Genomic DNA, 22,292 nt, shown 5'->3' with positions numbered 1-22,292 from the left:
CGGATTTCGTGTTTCGGATTTCGAATTTGCGTGGCACGCTTTTTCATCAGGATTCGCCCTGTTTGATACGCTCCAGCGCAAGCCGGTAACCCCCGTTGCCATTTTCCAGGTAGCGCGCAACGCGCCCGATCGTCGTCACACTCACGCCGGTCAGGTCGTGGATCTCGCGGTAGGGCTTGCCCTGGTCGAGATAACGCACCACGCGCCAGCGGTCGACCAGTGCTTCCAGTTCGGCCGGCGTGGTCAGGTCCTTGAGAAGGGCGCGCATTTCCGCGGGCGTGCGCATGGCCATCAGTGCCTCGGCCAGGCTGGAGCGGGCGGCGCGGTTGGCCTGCATGTGTTGTGGCTCGTGCTGTTTCATGGCGATCTAATGTAATAACGCGTTAGTACACTAACATGGTTGTGTGAAGAAGCCAATACCTGTGACGGTTCGAGCGGTACGACGGTGGTTATCGGCTGCGCCGGGGAAGGGTGACGAAATGCGTCAGCCGCGACCGTAGCCGTCCGGATCGCGGCGATAGGGCTGTCGCTGGTAGTCGCGCAGCTTGCGGCTTCGGCAGGTGGTCAGGTGCCGGTCACGTTCCTCGACGCGCTGGTAAACGCGTCGCGGTGCGGCGCGCAACGCCCAGCGGTAGTGGACTTCCCAGTCCAGGGTCCAGCGCTGGCCGGCAAAGCCACACACCATCTCGCGTGCTTCCTGGGCTTGGCGCATGGACTCGTTGGCATACCAGTAGGCCAGGCGATGCTGCGGGTGCTCCAGGCGATGGTATTCGGTCGGTGGCGGCCAGGCATGCTGGCCGTGGGGCGGACGCGCCCGGCTGTCGGTGGCCGCCAGCAGCGCGACCAGGACGGTCACCAGCAGGAAGGGGCCGAAACCGAAAATGGAGCGCGCGAGATTCATGCCGACATTATCCGCTTGTCCACTGAACCCATTCTGAACTTGGGACAACCTACTGAGAGATCACAACTAGCTTGCCGGCGGTGCGGGCTCGACCCTGCGGGGTCGGGGCCGGCGCCAACGTGCACGCAGGGTGATCCAGAGTACGCCGCCAAGCACCAGCGCGCCGCCGATGAGCAGGCGCGGCCCGGGCCGGTCGCCCCAGAACAGTATGCCGAGCACGACGGCGAGAATGGGCACGAGCAGAAGATAGGGGGTGATCCGGTTGACCTCGTGTCGCTGGATCAGCCAGTAAAAACCACCGTGGCCGATGATCGAGGCGGCGATGGCCGAATAGGCGACCGCGAACCAGACGTCCGGCCTTGCCGTGGTGAGGCGGACGACATCCGACGGGGTTTCCAGCCATACGGCGAGCAATGCCAGGGGCGGAAGTGAAAGCAGGGCATTCCATGCCTGGAAGCTGAATACCCCGATCCCCTTGAGCCGCCGCATGAGGATGGTACCGGTGGCCAGCGACAGGGCAGAGCACAGGACCAGTGCCATGACATCGAGTTGCGCCAGGACGAGGGGGTCCAATCCGATGACGAGTACCCCGCCGAAGGCGACCAGAATACCGCTGGTGGTGCGCCAGCCGATGCGCTCGCCGAGCAAAAGTACGGCCATCAGGGTGGAAAGGGGCACGTAGATCTGCATCAGCAAGGCAATGGACGAAACGTCTTCCGAGCGTCCGAGCGCCAGAAACACCAGGCCGAAGTGAATGGCCCCCATGCACCAGCAGCAGGCCAGCAGGGTTGTCCACTGGTCGCGCTGGGGCACCCGCAGGAACGGGATGAGCAACACCAGAACCAGGGCGAAGCGCACGACCGTGAACGTTACCGGCTCGAGAATGCGGACCGCCCAGGCAGCGGCGAGGAAATTTCCCGCCCACAGCAGGCAAATGAACAGCAGAAAGGCGAAATGACGGGCGGGCATGGCAGGAAATGCGGCTCGGCGGCGGACTATTGTGCCCGTGAATGACGCTGGATGTCAGGCAGTGGACGAAAACTGTCACTTATCGGGTAGAAATTGCCCAAAAAGCACTTGCCCGACACCGAAAATGGGGTTTGTGGCGGTTTGGCACGGCACCTGCATGTATGTCAGTGACCGCAAAAACTGACACAAGGTGCCACCCATGGCAGAAAACATCCGAGCCGCTGAAAAGGAACAAGACGTGGAACTGGCCGACCACGGTGACGAAAACGGATTCGACAACCTGCTCGCCGACGAAGTCGTTGTCGAGTGGCTGATGCAGCTGGAGCAGGAACAGAGCCTGCACGCTGTCGCCGGCTGACAAAGCCGGCACCCGACCAGAATTCGGGAAGGGGAACCCGCGGTGCACTTCGATGCACCTGCCTGACCGGCCAGCACCATCGGTCGGATGCCGACGCCCGCCTTCACGGCGGGCGTTTGCTTGTCTGCTAATCTTATCAACCTGAATGCAATCTGCATTGCTGCCGGGTTAATGAAACATGGAATTATGGCTCGCTCTCGCGGGTTGTGGCACGGTCATGCTCGCGCTCTGGCTGTGGCAGATTCGCTCCAAACGCGCCGACTGGGTGGATGCCGCGTGGGCACTGTTGATCGGCCTGCAGGCGATTGCCTTTGCGGTGGTTGGCGATGGCGCAATTGAAAAGCGATTGGTGGGTGTGTTGCTGGCCGCCATCTGGTCCCAGCGGCTTGCCGTTCACCTGATCCGGCGGCTGGCCGCCCAGGACGAGGAAGACGGGCGCTACCAGGCGATGCGAGCGCATTTCGGCCAGCGCGCAAATCTGTTCTTTTTCTTCTTCTTCCTGGTACAGGCATTCGTTGCCTGGCTGTTCGCCCTGCCCGCCTGGGTGGTGGTCAATGACCCGTCCCCCGCCCTGGATGGCTGGGTGATCGCCGGGGTCGCGATATGGTTTGTCAGTCTGGCCGGGGAATCGCTGGCCGACCGGCAACTGGCCGCCTTCAAGGCCGAGGCCGCGAACCAGGGCAAGGTCTGCCGTGCCGGACTGTGGCGCTATTCCCGCCATCCCAATTATTTCTTCGAGTGGCTGCACTGGTTCAGCTACCCGCTGGTGGCCATGGGCGCGCCACACCAGTGGCTGGCCTGGTTGGGTCCTGTGGTGATGCTGTTGTTCCTGTACCGAGTTTCGGGGATTCCCTACACCGAGAAACAGTCCCTGAAATCGCGCGGCGACGCCTACCGGGAGTACCAGCGCACGACGTCGCCGTTTGTTCCGTGGCCGCCGAAGAATTAGGTTAGGTTTGAGCGCTTGGGGGCGCCTTGCGCGGCGGGGCGGTGATCTGCCCTTTCGTAAATAGTAAATAGTGAATAGTAAATAGAAAAAGACAGCCCCCCAGCCACTGTCGCTTGGCTCTTTTCTCTATTTTCTATTTTCTTCTTTCTATTCACGAAAGACCCAGCAGCCCCGCACACGATCCGGACGGCAAACCAGCTCCCGCGTCACGGCACCTCGGCCCGACCGAGATAATTCGTGTCCGTCCCGAACCAGATGCTGTCCGTTTCCGGGTCGAACACCATGTGGCGCACGGTGCCGCCGCCGCTGGGGACGTCGCCCATGGCGAAGAAGGACTCCGTTTCCGGATCGAAGCCGACGAAGCGATTGGGATCCTGCCAGGTTTCCACGAACCAGATCCGGCCCTCGTCGTCGGCGGCCATGGCGTAGGCGCCCGACTTGTCCTCTCCGGGCATGCGCCATTCGGTGATTTCCCCGCTTTCGGGATCAAGGTGGCCCAGATAACCCTTGTTGTAGTCGCCGTAAAAAAGCCCCGTGTCCGTCAGTGCCAGGCGCCGCGGACGCGCGTCCTCGCGCGGTAGCTCGATTTCGGTCAGTTCGAAGGTTTCAGAATCGACGCGGCCCAGCTTGTTGGTGCCGAACAGGGCGACCCAGGCGTTGCCTTCGTCGTCGAGCACGATGCCGTAGGGCCGCGAGTTCTTCTCCGTGACGCCCACCAGTTCGATCTCCCCGCTGTCGCGGTCGTAGCGGCCGATGTGATTGCTCCACTGTGAAGTGAACCAGATCCGGCCTTTCGAGTCCTCGATCAGGGTGTGTGGGTCGGCAGCACGCTCTTCGGGGGTTGCCACCTGCTCGATATCGCCGGATTCGGGATCGAGCCGGCCCAGGTGAGCCGCACGATTGCCGGCGTACCAGATCTCCTGGTCGTCGGTCACGATCACGTTGTGGGGCCCGGCGCCCTCGGGCAGGTCGTAGCGCTTGAATTCCTCGCTTTCCGGATCGAAAACGGCGACGTAGTCGTCGCCCTGGCCAACGAACCAGATGCGGTCGTCGGCCGCGACGTCGGGATCCCGCGGGCGGCTGGATTCCCACGGAACCTGCCATTCGCGAATTTCGATTTCAGCGACGGCGCCCTCGTCCTGTGCTGCCGCGACGGTGCTGGTGAGGGCAATCGACAGGGGGATCAGAAAGTTGCGCATGTCATATCTCCGATGGTGATCGTGCCCCCGATTCTAGCGCGTTCTACTGGAACATCATGACGGGCCAGCCTGGAGCCCACCGGATTGCCCCGAGTTTGACCCCGACATCGCCATTCCGTGTTTTCGGTGTTTTCCGTGGTTACCTGGTTTTTTCTGTTGCTCAACCCGAGGTGAAGATCAGCTTCGGCCGGTTGTAGAGCGTGCCCGCTACGGCGGCCAGGATGCCGGCCACCGCAGCGGTGGTGCCGATGCTCAGCCCGAACCAGGCCCAATTGACCGCTTCGCCACGGACCAGCTCGAGAATCAGCACGTTCTGGCTCAGAAGCGGGATCAGCGTCATCCAGGTCTCGGCGCGGCTGGGATCGATCAGGATCCAGAAGCTCGGGATCATGGGAATGAGGACGACCATGCCCATGTAGCTCTGCGCCTCGCGGAAGCTCTTGGCGAACGAGGCCAGGATGGTCAGCAGCGCCGCTGCCAGCAGCGCGGCGGGTGCGACCAGCAGGAAGGCGAGACCCGCAACCCGGAAATCGAGGTTGAGCGCCACGTCCATGGCGGCCACGGGCAGGAAGCCCATGGCGTAGACGAAGGCAACCAGTCCCAGGCCCAGCGTGGCCAGGGCGAAGAAGGTCGTCGCGCAAAGCTTTCCGGTCATGATCTGCCAACGTGGCAACGGGTTGATCAACAGCGGCTCGAGCGACTTGCGTTCGCGCTCGCCGGCGGTGGTATCAATGGCCATGTGCATGGACCCCATGAACACCGTGATCAGGATGAAGTAAGGCAGGAAGGCCAGCACGGCGCCGCCGCGCGACTCGGGCGTGGACAGGTCGGTCACCGTGGCGTTGATCGGACGCGTGATTTCCGGATGCACGCCCCGCAACTGCAGCCGCAACTGGCTGATCTGCTGGCTGTAGCCGTTGAGGTAGGAACGCACCCGGCTGATCGTGGTGCCGGTGTAGCGCCGCGACTGGTCGGCAATGATCTCCACGGTGGCCGGTCGACCCGCTTCCCAGTCCTCGGCGAAGTCCGGGCCGACGCGCAGGATGACTTCCTCGTCCTCGGCGCGTACGGCGGCCTCGGGCTCTTCCGGCGGTTCCTCGATCAGCACGCCCTGACGCTCCAGAAAGCCGATCAGGTTGGGGGCGTTCTCGGCTCCGATGACGGGCAGTTCGAGCTGCGACTCCGCGCGCTCGGCCGCCTGGCTGGCCATGAAGGAAATCATGACCGCGAAGATCACCGGCCCCATCAGCGGGCCGATCACCAGGGTGTTGAGGATGACCCGCCGGTCGCGGAAATTGTCGAGCAGTTCCTTGAGGAAAACGGCGTTCATGCGAGCAATCCCTCGGCCGATCCGATGAGTTTGACGAAGGCGTCTTCCAGATTGGGCTCACCCGAGCGGGCCAGCAGCTGGTCGGCGGTGCCCTCGGCGGCGACCTTGCCGTCGGCGATGATGACGATGCGATCGCACAAGGCGGCGACCTCCTGCATGATGTGCGTCGACAGCACCACGCAGCAGCCCTTCGCCTTCAACTGGCGCAGGAATTCGCGCAGCGCGCGGGTGGTCATGACGTCGAGGCCGTTGGACGGTTCATCGAGCAGCACGGTGCGCGGGTCGTGAATCAGCGCCCGGGCGATGGCGACCTTGACGCGCTGGCCCTGGGAGAACCCGGTGGTGCGCCGGTCGATGAACTCGCTCATGTCGAGAATCTCGACCATCTCGTCGATGCGGCGCGCGATATCGGCCTTGCCGAGGCCGTGCAGCTTGCCGTAGTAGCGGATGTTCTCGCGCGCCGTGAGGCGGTCGTAGAGACCGCGAGAATCCGGCACCACGCCGAGCGCGCGCTTGATCGATAGCGGCTGCTCCTGCGGGTCGATTCCGTCGATGCGCATGTGGCCCGAATCCGGGCTCAGCAGGGTGTAGAGCATGCGCAGGGTGGTGGTCTTGCCGGCGCCGTTGGGGCCGAGCAGACCGGTGATCTCGCCGTCGCGAGCGGCGAAGCTGACGTTGTCGACGGCGACGACCTTGCCGGAGTTGAAGGTCTTGCGGAGATTGTTCGCTTCGATCATGGCGCCGGTCCGAGCAGGTCGATGAAGAAGGGTTCGTGGCCGATGCGGTCCATGCAGTCGACGTCGAGGTCGGACACGCCGGCATCACGCACGAACTGCGTGGCAATCGAGCTCATGCAGGGGTTGGTGAGCACGATATGGCCGCGGCCGTCGGCGACCAGGTGGCGACTGTCGGAAAATTGTGCGGCCGCCTCCTCGCCGTAGTCCGGCGGCGTTACGGGGTCGAGCTCACCCGACATCAGCAACACGGGCACGTCGGCGTCGAAGGGCTCGTGAAAATCCGCCGGTGTGTCGCCGGCCGGCCACCAGGAGCAGACCTGCTCGTAGATTTCGGTCATGCTGTCGCCCAGCAGGGTTTCGGATTGATCGATGTCGTCCGGCCAGACCGGCCAGTCCTCACTGCAGCCGACGGCGAAATTGAGTCCGATGGCTATCATGTCGTTCATCCGGTCGGAGACGATCATGGCCTGGCTTGCCAGGCGTGCCGGGCTGCCCGTGCTGGCTGCCTCGTGCACCAGGTAGGGAATCATCATCTGTGTTTCGGGGTTGTAGGCGAGAAAGCGCAGCGCGCTGGCCAATACGTCCCGGGTGAAGTGCAAGTCGATGCCCTCGCCGGTGCGGGGGTGGGTCACCACCAGTTGCGGGTTCTCGTTGCGATAGCGGGTCTTGAGTTCTTCGAAGGCTGACTGGAGGCCGGGAAAGGCACCGCCGCAGGTGGCGTCTTCGCTGCAGGCGGTAAACACCTTGCCGAGTGCACGGTCGAGCATCATGGCGTGTTCGGCGCCCAGGGCCAGGCGCGTCGGCACCACGCCGTCGAGCACCACGCTGCGCACCCGCTCCGGATAGTTGCGCAGGTAGACCTGGGCCATGCGGGTGCCGTAAGAACCGCCGATGAGATTCAGCGATTCGAATCCAAAGGCTTCGCGAAAGGCCTCGAGGTCGGACGCGCCTTGCGTGGTGGTATAGAGGCGGACATCCGCCTCCCAGTCGTCGAGGCAGCCCCGCAATTGTCGGTTGACCTCGTCCCAGTCCGGTTCCAGCCAGAGCTCTCCCTGGTCGTCGAAACCGCACTCCAGCGCGTTGGAACCACCGGTGCCGCGCTGATCGAGGAAGATCAGGTCGCGCTCGCGGTTGAGCTCGCGCAGCGCGCGCTGCATGATCGGCAATGCGTCGCGTGCCGACTGACCCGGCCCGCCGGCCAGGAAGACCACCGGATCTTCGAGCACCGCGCTGGCGCGGGCCTCCTTGACGGCAAACGCCAGTTCCAGTTGCCGCCCTTCGGGTTGTTCCGGGTTTTCAGCTACGGTGAGCGTGCCGCAGAGCGCGTCGGCGGTCAGGCGTCCGCCTGCGGCCGAGAGTTCGCACTTGTTCAACCCGGCCCAGCGGTCCTCGACGCGGTCTTCCTGGGCAAGAGCCGGCGCGCTGGTCAGACCGATGAGGACGCCGCAGAAGATGGCTCGAAATCTGGATTTGAATCCCACTTGATTGGACCTTGAAGGAAGTCGTGATCGATTCCAGGCGGAGCAGCCGCGTATAATCGTCCGAAGATTCCCTGTAATGTGAGTCGCCCGGCACAGCAGGCCGGAAACAGCCTGCTATTCTGCCTTGCCGCTCGTTCGAAACCAATAGGTCGATTGTCATGAATGCGCTGGAAGTTCGCGACCTCAGAAAGGTCTACCGCAACGACGTCGTCGCCCTGCGGGGCGTGAACCTCTCGGTCGCCGAAGGCGACTTCTTCGCCCTGCTCGGGCCCAACGGGGCCGGCAAGTCGACGCTGATCGGTATCGTCAGTTCGCTCGTCAATGCCACCTCCGGCGAGGCGGAGGTGTTCGGGATCAGTGTCCGCAAGAACCGCTCACGCGCCATGGCGCAGATCGGCCTCGTTCCGCAGGAGGTCAACTTCAACCAGTTCGAGAAGCCCTTCGACATCGTCGTCAACCAGGGTGGTTACTACGGGGTGCCACGTCGCCTCGCGCGCGAGCGTGCCGAGTACTATTTGAAGAAGCTGAGCCTCTGGGACAAGGCCTTCGGCCCGTCACGCCAGCTCTCCGGCGGCATGAAGCGGCGTTTGATGATCGCCCGGGCGATGGTGCACGAGCCCAAGCTGCTGATCCTCGACGAGCCCACGGCCGGTGTCGACATCGAGATCCGCCGCTCGATGTGGAAATTCATCTCCGAGATCAACGCTGCCGGCACGACCGTGATTCTCACCACGCACTATCTCGAGGAGGCCGAGAACCTCTGTCACAACGTCGCCATCATCGATCACGGCGGCATCATCGAAAACACCTCGGTCAAGACCCTGCTGGGCAAGCTGCAGGTCGAGACCTTCGTACTCGATCTGCGCGCGCCGAACAGGACGCTGCCCGAGGTCGACGGCATCGAGATCGTGCAGCGTGACCCCACTACACTGGAGGCGAGTATTCCGAAATCACGCAGCCTCAACCGGCTCTTTCGGGTACTCGAGGAGCAGGGCGTGGAGGTCATCTCCATGCGGAACAAGGCCAACCGCCTCGAGGAACTGTTCATGCGCCTGGTGGGTATCGGCGAGGAGGTGGCATGAGCGTCGACGTTTCCGCACGCACTTACTGGACCGGCTACAAGACCATCCTGATCAAGGAGGTCACGCGCATCCTGCGCATCTGGCCGCAAACCCTGATCCCGCCGGTGATCACGATGACGCTGTATTTCGTCATCTTCGGTTCGATCATCGGCCGGCGCGTGGGCGAGATGGGCGGCATCGACTACATGGAGTTCATCGTGCCGGGGCTGATCATGCTGTCGGTGATCACCAACAGCTACGGCAACATCACCAGCTCGTTCTTCGGTGCCAAGTTCGGCAAGCACATCGAGGAACTGCTGATCAGCCCGCTGCCACCCTGGATCATTCTGGCCGGTTATGTCTCGGGCGCGATGTTTCGTGCCCTCACCGTCGGTTTCCTGGTCTGGCTGGTGGCCGGCTTCTTCTCCGGCTTTTTCATGAACAACGTGCTGGTTACGCTGTCGATCCTGTTCCTGACGGCCGTGGTGTTCGCGCTCGGCGGCTTCATCAACGCCATCTACGCACAGAAGTTCGACGACATCGCCATCATTCCCACCTTCGTGCTGCAGCCGATGACCTATCTCGGGGGCGTGTTCTTCTCCGTCGGCCTGTTGCCCGGCATCTGGGAGCAGGTGGCCCTGGGCAATCCCATCCTCTACATGGTCAACGCACTTCGTTACGGCATGCTCGGCATCAGTGACGTATCCCTGGGACTGGCCTACTTCATGATTCTTCTCTTTGGCGCGATCCTCGGTTCGGTCAGCCTGCTGCTGCTGTCCAGGGGTACGGGGCTCCGTACCTAGGAACCAGTCCTCAAATCTGGATCCCGCCGCCGGGACCCATCCCGCCGGGTCCGCCCTGGCCGCCCATGCCGCCGAACTGACCGCCGCCTTCCTGGCCGGGCACCGTGATCGACGACTGTGCCTCGCGCTGCAGGCGCTTGAGTTCCTCGACGGTTTCCTCCACGGCTTTCTCGGCCGCTTCTGGGAAGCCGGCTACGGCATCGGACAATGAGTCGACTTCCAGTTCGAAAGTGATCGGCAGCGCGCCGGCCGGGCTCATCACCTGCGTTTGGCCGATGTAGCGCACCGAGCGCGACGAATCGTCATCGCCGTTCGCGGTCACCGGGGTTAGTCGCTGGATCGTTCCCACACTGCGGTCAGTGAAGGTCTCTTCCCGATAAAGCGCTTCGCCATTCATGCTCAGCTGCTCTCGCATGCTGTTTTCGTTCATGCTGTTCTCCTGATCGGATTGATCGATTGACTGCGTTTCGCTCGTTGTCGATGGTTGGGGCGTAGACGCGCCGATTCAAAGCGCGCACGTTGCGATCACGCCTTCAAAGGTCTAATGTAATCCGTGATGGACAACAAAAAATGCAAACCTATTCGCCCAGCACGATCCGGTCGTTGGTTGATGATGTTCGCGGCACTCATGCTCGCCCTGGCAGCGTGGGCACAGGCGCCGTCGACCGATGATCCGGACTCGTCCGTGGTTCATGTCCTGGAGGTCGAAGGGGGCATCGGACCGGCAACGCGGGATTACGTCATTCGCGGCATCGAGGAAGCCGAGTCCGCCGGCGCGGCCCTTGTGGTCCTGCGCATGGACACACCCGGTGGCCTGGACGCCTCGATGCGCGACATGATCAAGAAGATGCTCAACTCGCAGGTGCCGGTGGCCACCTGGGTCGGGCCACCGGGCGCGCGCGCGGCCAGTGCCGGAACCTACATGCTCTATGCCAGTCACATCGCGGCGATGGCGCCGTCGACCAACCTGGGGGCGGCCACGCCCGTGCAAATCGGCGGCGGTGGCGGCGGAGGCGACCAGGAAGAGCCAGCCTCGCCCATGGAGCGGGCGCGTGATGCGCTCGAAGAGGAAGAGCAGTCTTCCGACGAGAATGGAGAAGACTCGGCAGAGGATTCGTCCGAAGCCGACGAACAGACCGACTCCGGGGAAGCGTCCGGTGGATCACAACCGGGCGATGCCATGAGCCGGAAAGCCGTGGAGGATGCTGTGGCCTACATCCGCGGCCTCGCCGAACGTCACGGCCGCAATGCCGACTGGGCCGAGCGCGCCGTGCGCGAAGCCGTCAGCCTGACTTCCTCCCAGGCCGAGGAAATGAACGTCATCGACCTGGTCAGCCCGGATATTCCGTCCCTGCTCGAGACCATCGACGGCCGCGAGGTCCGGATGGCTTCCGGCACCCTGACATTGAACACCGCCGGAGCGCGGATCGTCGAGAAGGAGCCGGACTGGCGCAACCGCTTTTTGAGCGTGCTGACCAATCCCACGCTGGCCTACCTTCTGCTGATGATCGGCATCTACGGCCTGATCCTGGAAGGCTACAACCCCGGTGCGCTCGTTCCGGGCGTGATCGGCGGCATCTGCCTGCTGTTGGCGCTCTATGCCTTCCAGATCCTGCCGGTCAACTATGTGGGGCTGGCCCTGATGTTGCTGGGTTTCGCCCTGATCGCCGTGGAGCTTTTCGTGCCCTCGCTGGGCATACTCGGGATCGGGGGCGTGATCGCCGTAGTTGTCGGCTCGATCATTCTGATGGACAGCGACGTACCCGGCATGGGCATCAACACCGGGATCATTGCCGCCATGGGGCTGGCCTCGGCGCTGGTGTTTTTGGCCATCGTCTATTTCGCCGCGAAGGCTTTCCGGCGGCCGCAGACTGCCGGCCGCGAGGCGCTGGCCGGTCGCCAGGCCGAGGCGATCAGCGATTTTCACGAGGGTCAGGGACGCGTGCACCTCGAGGGCGAGGACTGGAGTGCTGAATCCGACGCACCGATCGAGCGCGGCCAGGTCGTGGAGGTCACGGCCATCGAAGGCCTGGTCCTGAAAGTGCGACCGATTGAATCATCCTAAAAGGAGCGATGTGATGAGTCTCGACTATATTTCCTTTCTTGGCACCGGCCTGGTCCTGCTGGTCCTGCTGGTCGCCAACACGATCAAGATCCTGCGTGAGTACGAACGCGGCGTCATTTTCACGCTCGGTCGCTTCTACATGGTCAAGGGGCCGGGCCTGATCATCGTCATTCCCATCATCCAGCAGATGGTGCGCGTCGACCTGCGAACCGTCGTCATGGATGTGCCGACCCAGGACGTGATTTCTCAGGACAACGTCTCGGTCAAGGTCAATGCGGTGGTTTACTACCGCGTGATCGATCCGGAAAAGGCGGTCATCAACGTCGAGCGATTCATGGACGCGACCAGCCAACTGGCCCAGACGACCCTTCGCTCCGTGCTGGGCAAGCACGAACTCGACGAAATGCTGGCCGAGCGCGACAAGCTCAACGCCGACATCCAGGAGATCCTCGACCGCCAGACCGACGGCTGGGGCGTGAAGGTGAGCAACGTCGAGATCAAGCACGTCGATCTCGACGAATCGATGATCCGCGCCATCGCCAAGCAGGCCGAGGCGGAACGTCAGCGGCGCGCCAAGGTCATCCACGCCGACGGCGAGCAGCAGGCCTCCGTCAAGCTGGTCGAGGCGGCCACCAAGCTGGCCGAGGCGCCGGGTGCCCTGCAACTACGCTACATGCAGACCCTGACCGAGATCGGCGGCGAGCAGAACTCGACCATCATCTTCCCGATGCCGCTCGATTTCGTGAAGCCCTTCCTGGGCGTAATGGATGCCCTCGGCGGTGAGAAGAAGAAGGACTGAAAAGGCGATTCCCGCCGGGTTGTCCGGGATTCCCGATCTAGGGGCCCGTTAACGCTTCGGCAATGGCCCGGCCTGGAAATTCTCAATTTCCAAGCACCAATTCTCAAACAAGGACCAATGTTTCAATGTCCGAATGATCGAAACATGACCTCAGGCATTCGAAGCGCCCCGATTCGTTTCGGTCATTGAAAATTCGGTCCTTCGAGATTTGTTTGTAAATTGGTACTTGTGATTTGGTGCTTCCTCATGGCCAATCGATCCGGCTTCGAGCGTCAACGGCAAGCCAGCGGCTTCAGCGGATAGTCGTTGGCAGACGCTAGTCATCCCACTCTGGTGACAGCGCTTCCGGCTTGCAGATTCGGCGCTTCTTCTCCAGGCCGGCGATGCGCTCCTGGTCGGCCTCGCTGAGCTGGAAATCGAAAATGTCGAAGTTGGTCGCGGCGTGATGCGGGTTCGAGGTGGCGGGAATCGCCGCCACGCGGTCCTGCTCGACCAGCCAGCGTAGCGCCACCTGGGCGGCCGTCTTGCCGTACTGTTCCCCGATTTCCCAAAGCACCGGATCGTTGACCGTGCGCGCCTTGGCCAGAGGCATGTAGGCGGTCAGGATCAGGTTGTGGCGCGCCAGGACCCGCCGCAACCGGTCCTGGCCCAGATAGACGTGGTACTCGACCTGGTTGGTCGCCAGCTGACCCTCGCCGCAGAACGCTACGGCCTGTTCGGTCTGGTCGATGGTGAAGTTGCTGATGCCGATATGGCGGGTCAGGCCGTCACGCCGCGCGCGCATCAGCGCCTCCAGCGTGGGGTTCATGCCGTGACCGCCGAACACCGGCCAGTGCAGCAGCAGCAGATCCACGTAGTCGGTCTGAAGACGCTCGAGGCTGCCTTGCACCGACCGGATGAATGCGGCCGGTTCGTACTGGTCGACCCAGACCTTGGTGGTGATGAAAAGGTCTTCGCGCTGAACACCCACGCGCTTGATGGCGCGCCCGACGGCGGATTCGTTGCGGTAGATCTGGGCCGTGTCGATGTGGCGGTAGCCGAGTTCGAGGGCGTGCGGCAGGATTTCTTCCACTGTGGCCTCGTCGAGCTCGAATGTGCCGAAGCCCAGGGCCGGCATATTGACGCCGTTTGCCGCGATTGTCGGCACATCGTTCATGCGTTTTCCCCTTCTTTCAGATAGCGGTCTTTCAGGTGCACGTAATGCTCGGCCGAATAGCGCAGCATTTCCAGTTCCCGCTCGGAAAGCTCGCGTACGGGCTCGGCCGGGCGACCCCGATACAGCCAGCCCGCGGACAACTGCTTGCCCGGGCTGACCAGGCTGCCGGCGGCGAGCATGACGTCCTCGGCGATTTCGGCGCCGTCGAGCACCAGCGCACCCATGCCGATCAGGCAGCGGTCGCCGATACTGCAGGCGTGCAGGATGGCGCCGTGACCGACCGTGATGTCCGCGCCCAATTCCAGCGGCAGGCCGCCGGGTGTGTAGGGGCCGTCGTGGGTGACGTGACAGATCGTGCCGTCCTGGATATTGGTGCGCGCACCCACCCGAATGACGTTCACGTCGCCGCGCAGGACCGCGCCGGGCCAGATCGATACATCATCGGCCAACTCGACCCGGCCGATGACACTCGCATCGGGGTCGACCCAGATCCGGTCTCCCAGCGTGGGTTGCGAGCCCTGCCAGGGCCTCAGATTGCGCTTCACGGCATGATTCCCTCTTGATCTTATACACATCGTCATCCCGCTGTAAAAGAAACAGGGGCTTAACGCGTTTCAGTTGCCCGTCAATCTATTTGTTTTATCTAAATACCTGTTTTTAATCGGGTTTCAGGAATGCCGAAAAACTGCTCAATCTGCTCCGGATGCGGTGCCGACGGGCTTTCGGCGCCTTCTTCCCGGACTTGTTCACACACTTTTCCACAGGTGCTGTGGATAACCTTGCGATCACTTGCGATCACAAGCCCCGTGCGCCTCGTTACAATACCTGCTGTTTCCGCAGTTTGGCAAAACATGCGCGCCCACATCGAGGAATTGATCAGCCAGGCCCTGGGCTATCTCAAACGCGAGGGCCAGCTGCCCGCGGACATCGACCCCGCCATCGAGATCGAGCATACCCGCGATCGCAGCCACGGCGACTATGCCAGCAATATCGCAATGGTACTGGCCAAGCCGGCCTCGATGCCACCACGTGAACTGGCCGAAAAGTTGCGGCAGCGTCTGCCCACATCCAAGCGTGTGGCGCGTGTGGAAGTGGCCGGACCCGGGTTTCTGAACTTTTTCGCCAGTAGCCACTATCTCAAGGTCGTCCTGCGCGACATCCTGGCCCAGGGTGATCGCTATGGCCATGCGCCCGAAGGCAGTCGCGAGGACATCCTGATCGAATTCGTCAGTGCCAACCCGACCGGTCCGCTGCACGTGGGTCATGGACGAGGGGCCGCTTACGGCGCCAGCCTGGCCAACATTCTCCGGGCCGCCGGCCATCGCGTTCATCGCGAGTACTACGTCAACGACCACGGCCGCCAGATGGACATCCTGGCCGTCTCGGTCTGGTTGCGCTATCTCGAACTCAGCGGCGAAAAGGTCGGCTTTCCGGCCAATGGCTATCGCGGCGACTACATCTACGAAATCGCGCGCGAAGTACGCGAGCGCCATGGTGACGACCTGCGCCACCCCGGCATGAAGGTGGCCGAGGGCCTTCCCGAGGACGCCCCGGAGGGCGATTCGGAAAAGCACGTCGACGCCCTCATTGCCCGCGCCCGCGAAATGCTCGGCGAGCGCGGTTACGAGGCCTGCTTCAAGGCCGCCCTCGAATCCATGGTCGACGACATCCGCGAGGACCTGGCCGCCTTCGGCGTCGATTTTGAGCGCTGGTTTTCCGAGCGTGAACTCGAATCGAGCGGGGCGTTGGCGCGTGCATTGGAAAAACTCGATAAACAGGGCTGGCTCTACCAGCAGGATGGTGCGACCTGGTTCAAGGCCACCGAGCTCGGAGACGACAAGGATCGCGTGGTCGTGCGCGAAAACGGCCGCACCACCTATTTCGCCTCCGACGTGGCTTACCTGCTCGACAAGCTGGACCGTTGCAGCGGCACCTCGCTTTACGTATTCGGTGCCGACCATCACGGCTACGTGCCGCGCCTGAAGGCGGCCGCCCGCGGACTTGACGAGGATCCCGACCGCCTGGAATTCCAGCTCGTGCAGTTCGCCGTGCTCTATCGCAGCGGCAAGAAGGTGCAGATGTCGACGCGCTCAGGCAGTTTCGTGACCCTGCGCGAGCTGCGCGAGGAAGTCGGCAACGATGCCGCGCGCTATTTCTACGTCATGCGTTCGCACGAACAGCATCTGGACTTCGATCTCGACCTGGCCAAGTCGCGCGCCAACGAGAATCCCGTCTATTACATCCAGTACGCGCATGCGCGTATCAAGAGCGTGTTCCGCGAACTCGACAGCCGCGGCCTGCGCCACAACCAGGCGATCGGCGAGGTGGCGGTCGAGCGACTGGAGACCGACCAGGAGCAGGAACTGCTGCGCATGGTCGGCCGTTTCCCGGAACTGATCGAGTCCGCGGCACGCCAGCGGGCGGCCCACGTGATCGCCCACTACCTGCACGAGCTCGCTGCCGGTTTCCACTCCTGGTACAACGCAACGCCTTTCCTCGTTGACGACGAGGACGTGCGCAATGCGCGCCTCAACCTGGTCACGGCCGTCGGCCAGGTTCTGCGCAACGGGCTCGACCTGATCGGCGTGTCCGCGCCGGAGGAAATGTAGCGTGGCCAGGCGCCAGGCAAAACGAGGCAGTTCTCCGGCCACCGGCGGGCTGCTCACCTTCGGAGCCGGCCTGGTCTGCGGCCTGGTACTGGCCACCCTGGCATGGCTGGGCGGTTACTTGCCCGGCCGCGACGATGCGCAGGAAACGGCGCAGCCATCCGGCCGCGACGAGCCGCCGATCGCCGAGGAGGAAGTGGCCGGTGAACGCAGCCGCCAGTACGATTTCTTTACCGTGCTACCCGAGCGCGAAGTGGTCGTGCCCCAGGAAGAAATCGCCGAGCGTGCCCGTGAACGAGACAACGAGGCGGCCAGCCAGGGGCCCTACGTGCTCCAGGTCGGCTCCTTCCGCTCCGGCGAGGACGCCGAAAGCCAGCGCGCCAAGGTGACCCTGCTGGGTCTCGAAGCGAAGGTTCAGTCGGTCACCGTCGACGACGTGACCTGGCACCGCGTGCGCGTGGGGCCTTTCGACAGTGCCCGCGAGGCTGACGGCGCGCGGCGGCGGCTCGTCGACAACGGCTTCGAGGCCATGGTGCTCAAGGGCGGATGACGGCCGAGTCGCACGCGGCCCTGGTCCTGCCCGGCGGCGGGGCGCGCGGCGCCTACCAGGTGGGCGTGCTCAAGGCCGTCGCCGAACTGCTTCCAAACCGCAGAACGCCGTTTCCCATCATTACCGGTACGTCCGCGGGTGCAATCAACGCCGCGGTCATGGCCAGCCACGCCGAGGACTTTGCCGACGGTGCGATGCGCCTGGAGCATTTCTGGGGCAATTTCCGCTGCCACCACATCTACCGCACGGGCTGGCTGCACAACCTGGGCTGCGGCCTGCACTGGCTTGCCTCGATGACCCTCGGCGGCCTCGGTGTGGGCAATCCGAGATCGCTGCTCGACAATCAACCGCTGGGGCAGCTGCTTGCGCGCGAACTGGACGTGGAAGGCATCGAGCGGGCCGTGGAAAGCGGCTTGCTAAAGGCATTGATGGTGACCGCCTCCGGCTACACGTCCGGGCGCGCGGTGACGTTTTTCCAGGCGGATGAATCGATCAAGGGATGGCACAAGGGCAAGCGCATCGGTCGCCGTGCGGCCATTCACCCCGACCATCTGCTGGCCAGTTCGGCCCTGCCACTGCTGTTTCCGGCCAGGCGTATCGGCCACGAATACTTCGGCGATGGCGGCATGCGCCATACCACCCCGTTGAGCCCGCCGATCCGGATGGGTGCCGAACGCATGCTGATCATCGGCACACGCGATGAGCGCCCCGACCCGGAACCCGCCGAGGATGTACATTATCCCTCGCTCGGCGATATCGGCGCCTACCTGCTCGACGTCATCTTCATGGACTATCTCAACAACGACCTGGCCCGGCTCGAGCGCATAAACCGCACCCTCGAACAGGTGCCCGAGGAGCGTCGTGACCTGACCGGTTTGCGGCCCATCGAGACGTTGCTGATCCAGCCCTCAAGAGATGTCCGGGAAATCGCGATGCGTCACCGTCACCGCATTCCGGCCAGCGTGCGCACCCTGCTCAAGGGCGTGGGTGCCTGGGGCGGCGGCCGGCTGCCGAGCTATCTGCTGTTCGAGGCGGAGTACTGCCGCGAACTCATCGACCTGGGCTACCGCGACGGCCTGGCCGAGGAAAAGCAGATTCGCACGCTGCTGGGTGACGAATGATCCGAGGCTTCGGCTACCGAGTACCGTTGAAAACTTGGATCGAGTTGCCCAGCAGTACGTAGAGTTCGCCGGCTTCGTCCTCGCCGAAGCCGTAGATGCGTCCGTCGGCGAGGCCGAATTCCTCGACCGAGAACGAGCCTCCCCCGCTGTCCTGCATAAACCAGATCCGGCCGCTGCAGAAATCGCCGAACACATAGCGCCCCTGCAACGAGGTGACCGGTCCGCGATAGCGGAAGCCGCCGGTGACGGAGCAATTGTCGTCGGCATTGAGATATTCGTGGACCGGGGCGTGATGGGGTGTCAGCGTGCATTCCTGCGTGGTCGAGCCGCGCTCGTAGCTGGCTTCGCAGATTCTCCAGCCGTAGTTGTCGCCGCCGGGGTCGCTGGCCCGTTCAAGGTCGATCTCTTCCCAGGTGCTCTGGCCGACGTCGCCGATCCATAGATCGCCGTTATCGCGATCGAAGCTGAACCGGTAGGGGTTGCGCAGACCGTAGGCCCAGGTTTCGGCGCACTCGCCGCCGGTCACACCCAGGGACTGCGGGGGCAGTCCGAAGCGGTCCCGGAATACCGCTGTCACCCAGGGGTTGTCGGCGGGAATCGAGTAGGCGGCCGAGCCGTCGGCGTTGGCCCCGCACAGGTTGTTTTCGCCGGCGCCCGTGGCGGTGTCCACGTCGATGCGCAGCATCTTGCCCAGCAGCGCTTGTTCCGCTGTCAGGGGATGATTGCCGCATCCGCTCTCGAGATTGTCCGGATTCAGGGTCTGCGCCCGGTTGCAGGGATCGTTGCCGCTGCCGCCGTCGCCCAGGCCGATCCAGAGATAGCCGTCGGGACCGAAGTGGAGGTCGCCGCCGTTGTGGTTGGTGTAGGGCTGGGGCACTTCCAGGATGACGCGCTCGCTGCCCGGGTCCGCCACGTCGGGATCGGTGCTGACGGTGAACTCCGCGACGCGGCTGATCATGCCGGTGCCGTTGTTCCAGGTGTAGTAGACGTAGAACCGGCCATTGCTCAGGTAGTCCGGATGGAATGCCAGACCCAGCAGGCCGCCTTCGCCGGACAGGTCCACGGCGTGTTCGAAACGGTCCAGGAAGGGTGTGGCCAGCTTGGTTCCGGTGTCATCGACAACGTGAATCGTGCCGGCGCGTTCGACCACGAACTTGCGCCCGCTTCCGTCGCCGGCATGCCGCAACGCGACGGGTGTTGCAAAGGATTCGCCGTTGAAAGCCGGGTCCAGGGTTACGTCGGTAGGAATCTGGGCGGTGGCCCCGGCGGCGAGAAAGGCGAGGCCGAGAAGCAGGTAGCGTTGATTTGGCATGGGTTCACCCGGACGATCGGTTAACCCCTTGTCACCTGGACCGAGTATAAGCCCAACGAAGCCTGCGACTCTATGCTTGCCGGCTCTTGATCCGATACAGGGCCGAAATATCGCGGCCGGTTTCGCCGCCGTCGATGAGCCGCTGGTAATCGTCCAGGGCCTGGGCCAGCACGGCCGAGTCGAAACCGGCCTCCCGGCACAGGTGATCGCAGATCTTGAGATCCTTGAGCAGCAGCCTGGGGTCGAAACCGGTTTGATAAGAGTCTTCCAGCATGGTCCGGCCGCGCTTGTCCAGGAACCAGTTGCCGGCCGCACCGCCGCCGAGCAGTTCCAGCATCGGCTCCCGCGGCAGGTCCAGGCGTTCCATCAGCGCCAGCGACTCGCACACGGCTTCGGCGATGCCGGCGACCATCAGCTGGTTGACGGCCTTGGCCGACTGGCCGGCGCCGGAGGGGCCGAGGTGGTGCATCACCCGGGCATAGCTGTCCATGACCGTGCGTACCCGTTCGACATCCTCCTTTTCACCGCCGGCCATGATGGCCAGTTGCCCGTTCTTCGCGCCCTCCACGCCGCCGGTGACGGGCGCATCGATGAAGGCCACGCCGAGCTCGGCCAGGTCGGCGGCAAGCTGCCGGGCGGTTGCCGGGGCCACGGTGGAATGGTCGATCACGACCTGGCCGGCGCGCAGTGAATCGCGCATGGCCGACACGACTTCGCGCAGGTCGTCGTCGGCCGATACGCACAGGCAGATCACGTCCACCTCAGCTGCCAGCGCCGCGGGTGAATCCGCCGCCGTTACTCCTTGGCGCTCAGAGGCGAATTTCTTTGCTTTCTCGCCCGAGCGATTCCACACGGCCGCAAGATGGCCGTGGTCGAGGAGATGCCCCGCCATGGGCTCGCCCATGGCACCGAGTCCAATCCAGCCCGTTTTCATTCCGTTGTGATCCCTTGTTTAATGCTTCCTGGTCCGTGGTCCGTGATACGTGATCTGACTTCACACTTCACACTTCAAACGTCCAGATAGGTATAGGCCGACAGGCCGTCGGCCAGCAGACGTTCGAGCGCGTCAGCCTCCTCGCGCGGCAGGCCGGCGGCGGCCACACGGGCATTGCAGGCCTTAACCAATTCTTGCGGATTGTAGCCGACCATCTCCAGGAGCCTGTCGGCACTGTCGCCGGCACGGGCGTTCTCGAGGCGGAAGCCGCCGTTCTCTATATGGACGTCGATGCTGTCGGTGTCGCCGAAGAGGTTGTGAATGTCGCCCAGGGTTTCCTGATAGGCGCCGGCCATGAAGATGCCCAGCAGGTAGGTTTCGTCAGGCTCGATGCGGTGAACCGGCAACGTCGGCTCGAGCAGGCCGCGTTCGACGTAGCGATCGATGCGGCCGTCGGAATCGCAGGTCAGGTCTTCCAGCACAGCGCGCTCGGTCGGTTCCTTGTCGAGCCGGTTCAGCGGCAGGATGGGAAAGACCTGGTCGATGGCCCAGATATCGGGCAACGACTGGAAGATCGACAGGTTGATGAAATACTTGGCCGAGAGCTGGTAACCGATGCGTTCGCCCAGCTCTCGGTGGCGGCGATGCTCGGGGTCGAGGTGGGCGACCACGCGATCGAGAATGGCGTTGTACATCGGCTCGAGTCGTGCGCGCTCGGCCAGCGGCAGGTCACCGTAGAGAAACAGGTTGCGGCCTTCCTCGAGCAGGTGCTCGGCTTCCAGGAAGCTCTCTTCGGGCTCGCGCTCGTCGACCTGGGACAGTACCTCGGCCAGGCCGCGGATGACGGCCGACTCGTCGTCGCTGCCGGCGTCGGCGTCCCGTGGCAGGGTTTCGGTGGCGGTGACATTGGTCACCAGCACGGCATGGTGGGCGGTCAGCGCCCGGCCGGATTCGGACACCAGGTCGGGCATCGCCAGTTCGTGTTCGCGACACAGCTCCGCGATGCCGCCGACGATGGCCTGGGCGTACTGGCCCACGGAGTAGTTCATCGAGCAGAAGCTGCGCGTCCCGCCCCCCTCGTAATCCACGCCGAGTCCGCCCCCGATATCGAGCCGCCGGATGTCGACGCCGGCTGCCACCAGTTCGGTGAAGTAACGTCCGGCTTCCCGCACCCCGCGCTGGATATCGCGCAGGTTGGAAATCTGTGAGCCCATGTGGAAATGCAGCAGCGTCAGCCAGTCCAGGCAGCCGGTTTCGCGCATCGATTCGGCCAGCCCCAGGAGCTGACTGGCGGCCAGGCCGAACTTGGCGCGTTCGCCGCCGGTGTTCTGCCAGTTGCCGGTGCCCAGCGAGGACAGGCGAAGCCGCACACCGACTTCCGGCGTGACGCCCAGGCGTTTTGCCTCGCGCTGGATCACCGGCCACTCGCCGGGCTTTTCGATGACGATCAGCGGCTTTAGACCGATCTTGACCCCGCTCAGGGCCAGGCGGATGTAGGCGGCGTCCTTGTAGCCGTTGCAGATGATAAGCGTCCCCGGGCGACTGACGGCCAGGGCCGTGATCAGTTCGGGTTTGCTGCCGACTTCCAGGCCCAGGCCTTCGATTTCGGCGAGCGTACGGACCACGCTGGCCTGCTGGTTGACCTTGATCGGGTAGACCGGCGAGTAACCGCCTTCGTAGTCGTGTTCGGCGATGGCTGTATCGAAAGCCGTGCGCAGTTGCCCGGCGCGGGCGCGCAGGATGTCGGGAAAGCGCAGCAGCATGGGCAGGCGCAGGCCATCACGGCGGGCGCGCTCGACAATCTCGGTCAGGACGAGCCGATGTTCCCGGTCGGGAAGGGCGAGCAGCCGACCTTGATCGTCGAGATCGAAGTAGCCCTCCGACCAGCGATCGACGGCGTAGCGGCGGCGGGCGCGGGCATTCGCGTCATTATTCATGAGGGCGATTGTAACGGGCGAACG

23 protein-coding genes are annotated in these 22,292 nt (G+C 63.6%); 9 read left to right on the top strand and 14 right to left on the bottom strand.

Going from position 1 to position 22,292, the window contains the following annotated elements:
- Window positions 1-46: 46 nt before the first annotated feature.
- The 3 genes from DZK26_RS06830 to DZK26_RS06820 form a co-directional block, all read right to left on the bottom strand.
- On the bottom strand, window positions 47-361 hold the full coding sequence (locus DZK26_RS06830; RefSeq protein WP_116898300.1) for a YerC/YecD family TrpR-related protein: 315 nt from the start codon (window positions 359-361) through the stop codon (window positions 47-49).
- A 123-nt stretch (window positions 362-484) separates the two neighbouring features.
- A complete protein-coding gene (locus DZK26_RS06825) occupies window positions 485-901 on the bottom strand; it encodes a hypothetical protein (RefSeq protein WP_116898299.1) in 417 nt (138 codons plus the stop codon).
- 66 nt (window positions 902-967) lie between these two features.
- Entirely contained in the window at window positions 968-1,870 is a 903-nt protein-coding gene (locus DZK26_RS06820) for a DMT family transporter (protein WP_116898298.1), read from the bottom strand.
- A gap of 199 nt (window positions 1,871-2,069) precedes the next feature.
- Between DZK26_RS06820 and DZK26_RS14310 the strand changes: the two genes are divergently transcribed.
- Complete coding sequence (locus tag DZK26_RS14310; protein WP_181918388.1) at window positions 2,070-2,228, top strand: hypothetical protein; 159 nt, start codon at window positions 2,070-2,072, stop codon at window positions 2,226-2,228.
- Window positions 2,229-2,406: 178 nt separating this feature from the next.
- A complete protein-coding gene (locus tag DZK26_RS06815) occupies window positions 2,407-3,177 on the top strand; it encodes a DUF1295 domain-containing protein (RefSeq protein WP_116898297.1) in 771 nt (256 codons plus the stop codon).
- Window positions 3,178-3,383: 206 nt separating this feature from the next.
- Here DZK26_RS06815 and DZK26_RS06810 read toward each other — a convergent pair whose 3' ends face one another.
- The 4 genes from DZK26_RS06810 to DZK26_RS06795 all read right to left on the bottom strand — a co-directional run bounded on the left by DZK26_RS06810 (window position 3,384) and on the right by DZK26_RS06795 (window position 7,924).
- Window positions 3,384-4,376 (bottom strand): lyase, encoded by a 993-nt coding sequence (locus DZK26_RS06810; protein WP_116898296.1) that lies wholly within the window; start codon window positions 4,374-4,376, stop codon window positions 3,384-3,386.
- A gap of 160 nt (window positions 4,377-4,536) precedes the next feature.
- Window positions 4,537-5,706 carry an ABC transporter permease gene (locus DZK26_RS06805; RefSeq protein WP_116898295.1) on the bottom strand — a complete coding sequence of 390 codons (1,170 nt, stop codon included), beginning with the start codon at window positions 5,704-5,706 and terminating at the stop codon, window positions 4,537-4,539.
- Window positions 5,703-6,443 (bottom strand): ATP-binding cassette domain-containing protein, encoded by a 741-nt coding sequence (locus tag DZK26_RS06800; RefSeq protein WP_116898294.1) that lies wholly within the window; start codon window positions 6,441-6,443, stop codon window positions 5,703-5,705. Before DZK26_RS06800 ends, DZK26_RS06805 begins: the two co-directional genes overlap by 4 nt.
- Complete coding sequence (locus DZK26_RS06795; RefSeq protein ID WP_116898293.1) at window positions 6,440-7,924, bottom strand: alpha/beta hydrolase; 1,485 nt, start codon at window positions 7,922-7,924, stop codon at window positions 6,440-6,442. The genes DZK26_RS06800 and DZK26_RS06795 overlap by 4 nt, the downstream gene beginning before the upstream one ends.
- Window positions 7,925-8,082: 158 nt before the next feature.
- On the opposite strand from DZK26_RS06795, the gene DZK26_RS06790 reads away from it, so the two are divergent.
- Together DZK26_RS06790 and DZK26_RS06785 are read left to right on the top strand one after the other, a co-directional pair.
- Window positions 8,083-9,006: an ABC transporter ATP-binding protein gene (locus DZK26_RS06790; RefSeq protein ID WP_116898292.1), complete on the top strand. Its 924-nt coding sequence runs from the start codon at window positions 8,083-8,085 to the stop codon at window positions 9,004-9,006.
- Window positions 9,003-9,788, top strand: coding sequence for an ABC transporter permease (locus DZK26_RS06785; RefSeq protein WP_116898291.1), 786 nt, complete (start codon window positions 9,003-9,005; stop codon window positions 9,786-9,788). The genes DZK26_RS06790 and DZK26_RS06785 overlap by 4 nt, the downstream gene beginning before the upstream one ends.
- A gap of 10 nt (window positions 9,789-9,798) precedes the next feature.
- On the opposite strand, the gene DZK26_RS06780 is transcribed toward DZK26_RS06785, so the two are convergent.
- Window positions 9,799-10,218 carry a hypothetical protein gene (locus DZK26_RS06780; protein WP_116898290.1) on the bottom strand — a complete coding sequence of 140 codons (420 nt, stop codon included), beginning with the start codon at window positions 10,216-10,218 and terminating at the stop codon, window positions 9,799-9,801.
- A gap of 180 nt (window positions 10,219-10,398) precedes the next feature.
- On the opposite strand from DZK26_RS06780, the gene DZK26_RS06775 reads away from it, so the two are divergent.
- Window positions 10,399-11,853, top strand: a complete 1,455-nt coding sequence (locus tag DZK26_RS06775; protein ID WP_220337151.1) for a nodulation protein NfeD — start codon at window positions 10,399-10,401, stop codon at window positions 11,851-11,853.
- Between the two features lie 13 nt (window positions 11,854-11,866).
- Window positions 11,867-12,652 carry a slipin family protein gene (locus tag DZK26_RS06770; RefSeq protein WP_116898288.1) on the top strand — a complete coding sequence of 262 codons (786 nt, stop codon included), beginning with the start codon at window positions 11,867-11,869 and terminating at the stop codon, window positions 12,650-12,652.
- Between the two features lie 316 nt (window positions 12,653-12,968).
- Here the strand turns inward: DZK26_RS06770 and DZK26_RS06765 are convergent, their stop codons facing one another.
- The 3 genes from DZK26_RS06765 to DZK26_RS14170 all read right to left on the bottom strand — a co-directional run bounded on the left by DZK26_RS06765 (window position 12,969) and on the right by DZK26_RS14170 (window position 14,673).
- A complete protein-coding gene (locus DZK26_RS06765; RefSeq protein WP_220337149.1) occupies window positions 12,969-13,808 on the bottom strand; it encodes an aldo/keto reductase in 840 nt (279 codons plus the stop codon).
- The gene (locus DZK26_RS06760; RefSeq protein WP_116898287.1) at window positions 13,805-14,353 is read right to left on the bottom strand and encodes a gamma carbonic anhydrase family protein; all 549 of its coding nucleotides are present in this window, start codon (window positions 14,351-14,353) and stop codon (window positions 13,805-13,807) included. The genes DZK26_RS06765 and DZK26_RS06760 overlap by 4 nt, the downstream gene beginning before the upstream one ends.
- Before the next feature lie 98 nt (window positions 14,354-14,451).
- Entirely contained in the window at window positions 14,452-14,673 is a 222-nt protein-coding gene (locus tag DZK26_RS14170) for a hypothetical protein (protein WP_147306658.1), read from the bottom strand.
- On the opposite strand from DZK26_RS14170, the gene argS reads away from it, so the two are divergent.
- From argS to DZK26_RS06745, 3 genes are read left to right on the top strand one after another with little or no spacing between them, the layout of a single operon-like run.
- Window positions 14,660-16,417, top strand: coding sequence for an arginine--tRNA ligase (gene argS / locus DZK26_RS06755; RefSeq protein WP_116898286.1), 1,758 nt, complete (start codon window positions 14,660-14,662; stop codon window positions 16,415-16,417). The genes DZK26_RS14170 and argS overlap by 14 nt on opposite strands.
- 1 nt (window position 16,418) lies before the next feature.
- On the top strand, window positions 16,419-16,964 hold the full coding sequence (locus DZK26_RS06750) for an SPOR domain-containing protein (RefSeq protein ID WP_116898285.1): 546 nt from the start codon (window positions 16,419-16,421) through the stop codon (window positions 16,962-16,964).
- Window positions 16,961-18,085 (top strand): patatin-like phospholipase family protein, encoded by a 1,125-nt coding sequence (locus DZK26_RS06745; RefSeq protein WP_116898284.1) that lies wholly within the window; start codon window positions 16,961-16,963, stop codon window positions 18,083-18,085. Before DZK26_RS06750 ends, DZK26_RS06745 begins: the two co-directional genes overlap by 4 nt.
- Before the next feature lie 13 nt (window positions 18,086-18,098).
- Here the strand turns inward: DZK26_RS06745 and DZK26_RS06740 are convergent, their stop codons facing one another.
- The 3 genes from DZK26_RS06740 to speA all read right to left on the bottom strand — a co-directional run bounded on the left by DZK26_RS06740 (window position 18,099) and on the right by speA (window position 22,268).
- A complete protein-coding gene (locus DZK26_RS06740; protein ID WP_116898283.1) occupies window positions 18,099-19,397 on the bottom strand; it encodes a sorbosone dehydrogenase family protein in 1,299 nt (432 codons plus the stop codon).
- A 70-nt stretch (window positions 19,398-19,467) separates the two neighbouring features.
- Window positions 19,468-20,331 (bottom strand): NAD(P)-dependent oxidoreductase, encoded by an 864-nt coding sequence (locus DZK26_RS06735; RefSeq protein WP_116898282.1) that lies wholly within the window; start codon window positions 20,329-20,331, stop codon window positions 19,468-19,470.
- 74 nt (window positions 20,332-20,405) lie between these two features.
- Window positions 20,406-22,268 carry a biosynthetic arginine decarboxylase gene (gene speA, locus DZK26_RS06730; RefSeq protein WP_116898281.1) on the bottom strand — a complete coding sequence of 621 codons (1,863 nt, stop codon included), beginning with the start codon at window positions 22,266-22,268 and terminating at the stop codon, window positions 20,406-20,408.
- Between the last annotated feature and the right edge of the window lie 24 nt (window positions 22,269-22,292).

It is taken from the genome of Wenzhouxiangella sp. 15190, assembly GCF_003417465.1.
GTDB lineage: Bacteria > Pseudomonadota > Gammaproteobacteria > Xanthomonadales > Wenzhouxiangellaceae > Wenzhouxiangella.
This window is presented reverse-complemented; position numbering and strand designations above follow the sequence as displayed.

Coding starts and splice junctions, on each gene's coding strand:
- DZK26_RS06830 (WP_116898300.1), bottom strand. CDS start 361: ATGAAACAGCACGAGCCACAACACATGCAGGCCAACCGCGCCGCCCGC.
- DZK26_RS06825 (WP_116898299.1), bottom strand. CDS start 901: ATGAATCTCGCGCGCTCCATTTTCGGTTTCGGCCCCTTCCTGCTGGTG.
- DZK26_RS06820 (WP_116898298.1), bottom strand. CDS start 1,870: ATGCCCGCCCGTCATTTCGCCTTTCTGCTGTTCATTTGCCTGCTGTGG.
- DZK26_RS14310 (WP_181918388.1), top strand. CDS start 2,070: ATGGCAGAAAACATCCGAGCCGCTGAAAAGGAACAAGACGTGGAACTG.
- DZK26_RS06815 (WP_116898297.1), top strand. CDS start 2,407: ATGGAATTATGGCTCGCTCTCGCGGGTTGTGGCACGGTCATGCTCGCG.
- DZK26_RS06810 (WP_116898296.1), bottom strand. CDS start 4,376: ATGCGCAACTTTCTGATCCCCCTGTCGATTGCCCTCACCAGCACCGTC.
- DZK26_RS06805 (WP_116898295.1), bottom strand. CDS start 5,706: ATGAACGCCGTTTTCCTCAAGGAACTGCTCGACAATTTCCGCGACCGG.
- DZK26_RS06800 (WP_116898294.1), bottom strand. CDS start 6,443: ATGATCGAAGCGAACAATCTCCGCAAGACCTTCAACTCCGGCAAGGTC.
- DZK26_RS06790 (WP_116898292.1), top strand. CDS start 8,083: ATGAATGCGCTGGAAGTTCGCGACCTCAGAAAGGTCTACCGCAACGAC.
- DZK26_RS06785 (WP_116898291.1), top strand. CDS start 9,003: ATGAGCGTCGACGTTTCCGCACGCACTTACTGGACCGGCTACAAGACC.
- DZK26_RS06780 (WP_116898290.1), bottom strand. CDS start 10,218: ATGAACGAAAACAGCATGCGAGAGCAGCTGAGCATGAATGGCGAAGCG.
- DZK26_RS06775 (WP_220337151.1), top strand. CDS start 10,399: ATGATGTTCGCGGCACTCATGCTCGCCCTGGCAGCGTGGGCACAGGCG.
- DZK26_RS06770 (WP_116898288.1), top strand. CDS start 11,867: ATGAGTCTCGACTATATTTCCTTTCTTGGCACCGGCCTGGTCCTGCTG.
- DZK26_RS06765 (WP_220337149.1), bottom strand. CDS start 13,808: ATGAACGATGTGCCGACAATCGCGGCAAACGGCGTCAATATGCCGGCC.
- argS (WP_116898286.1), top strand. CDS start 14,660: ATGCGCGCCCACATCGAGGAATTGATCAGCCAGGCCCTGGGCTATCTC.
- DZK26_RS14170 (WP_147306658.1), bottom strand. CDS start 14,673: ATGTGGGCGCGCATGTTTTGCCAAACTGCGGAAACAGCAGGTATTGTA.
- DZK26_RS06745 (WP_116898284.1), top strand. CDS start 16,961: ATGACGGCCGAGTCGCACGCGGCCCTGGTCCTGCCCGGCGGCGGGGCG.
- DZK26_RS06740 (WP_116898283.1), bottom strand. CDS start 19,397: ATGCCAAATCAACGCTACCTGCTTCTCGGCCTCGCCTTTCTCGCCGCC.
- DZK26_RS06735 (WP_116898282.1), bottom strand. CDS start 20,331: ATGAAAACGGGCTGGATTGGACTCGGTGCCATGGGCGAGCCCATGGCG.
- speA (WP_116898281.1), bottom strand. CDS start 22,268: ATGAATAATGACGCGAATGCCCGCGCCCGCCGCCGCTACGCCGTCGAT.